Raw genomic sequence first — 1,626 nt, 5'->3', positions numbered from 1 at the left:
TAAAGAACTTACATCTACACCTTGGTCAATTAAATATTTTGTTAAATCTATATTATTACTCATAATGGCTTTCATTAGAAGAGTGAACCCATCAGTTTCTGCAGATTGTTCCTTCACGTTTGCACCATCGTTCACCAACTGTTTAACCTTTTCCAAATCCCCGGAACGAACAGCTCTTTTTAATGCCACTGATCCAAAGCTAAGTTCGCTTTCCGTTGCACCTTTTGAAAGTAGAAGTTGCTGCATTTCTTTATTTCCATTCACTACTGCCTCATCCAGTGCACTATGTCCTTGTCCGTCTTTCACATCGAGATTGATATTATCATCCGATTCTATGATTGCACGAGCTAACTTAACGGACGGACTTAAATGTAGTGCGGTATAACCAAATTCATTTTGTATGCTCACATCAGCACCTGCATTAACTAGAGATAGTGCTAATTCTTCGCGTAAAGATGCTCCCTTAGCATATATTAATGCAACATGTAATGCAGTGTCTCCATCAATATTTTGTAAGTCTACATTTACACCTGCATCCAATAATACTTGCACGGTTTCTGTATGACCTTTATATACTGCAAACATAAGTGCTGAAAATGGCAAGGTTTCTTCTGATGCTTGTTGCAGATCTTTATTTGCTCCTTTTTGTAATAAGTAGGAAACAACTTCTGTATTTCCTTTCTCAGCTGCTTGCATTAATGGTGTCATACCTTCTGAATTCAATGTATCCACGTTCGCTCCTAATTCAGTCAACATAGCCACTGATTCTTTGTCCCATTGAGCTATTGCGGACAATAATGTATCTCCAGCTTTATTGGGTGTATTCATATCGAATCCTTTATTCTTCACTTGCTGTAATGCTTGCTGGTTATTATCTAATATTGCTTGAACTGCTTCATAAAATAATGCATCATCATCATTGATTTCTGACGTAGCGTTAAGCATCATAGACAATATCTCTTTGTTACCCTCTTTAAATGCTACATCTAGCAATGTTTGTCCTTTCATTAGATATAATTCTGCGTTAAGATCTACTTTTTCATGCAGTAATAACGCTACTAACTCCTTATTTTGTTTTTCTATTGCCATTTGTAAAAGAGGTTCACCGTAGCTATCTCTTGCATTTACATCTGATCCATTTGTTATTAATTGCTTCACTTTACTCAAATCATTTTCTTCATTTTGTATTGCTTCTACTATAAGAGGAGTATCTTCTGTAACTAAATAAATAATATTGTATTCATCCCAATCTTCCTCTTCTACTGATAGAAATCTGTGTAATTCATAAACAGAAATATAAACAATATCCTCTTTTGTTTGAATCGGTAGTTCTCTATTTATTTCTTTTATCGTAATTTGGTCGTTAGCAATTTTAATATTAAATGTCTGATCCTGATACGTATAAACCATATGTTGTGCATCTGTTATTTTCACTGTTCCACCAAAGGCTTTTAATGTATCTACAAAAGGAACAAAAACACTTGATGAATAGTCATCTGGATATTCCTCATTTTCTACATAATATGGAGCGTGCTGCTCGGTGTCCAGCTTATACCCATTGATAATGATCATATGCTCTGCATTTTGTTTGTTCTCATCCGCAACGTTATTCACATTGTCTAATAT

General features: G+C 34.9%; 1 protein-coding gene. It reads right to left on the bottom strand.

Annotation, left to right across the window (positions count from 1 at the left end; translation table 11 throughout):
* Positions 1-1,626, bottom strand: a 1,626-nt coding sequence (locus D1Z92_RS17015; protein WP_164931697.1) for an ankyrin repeat domain-containing protein, incomplete at both ends; no start/stop codon positions are given.

It is taken from the genome of Longirhabdus pacifica, from assembly GCF_004115085.1.
GTDB classification, from domain to species: Bacteria; Bacillota; Bacilli; order Paenibacillales; family DSM-105158; genus Longirhabdus; species Longirhabdus pacifica.
The sequence above is the reverse complement of the archived record's forward strand: the minus strand, read 5'-3'. Positions and strand labels throughout refer to the sequence as shown.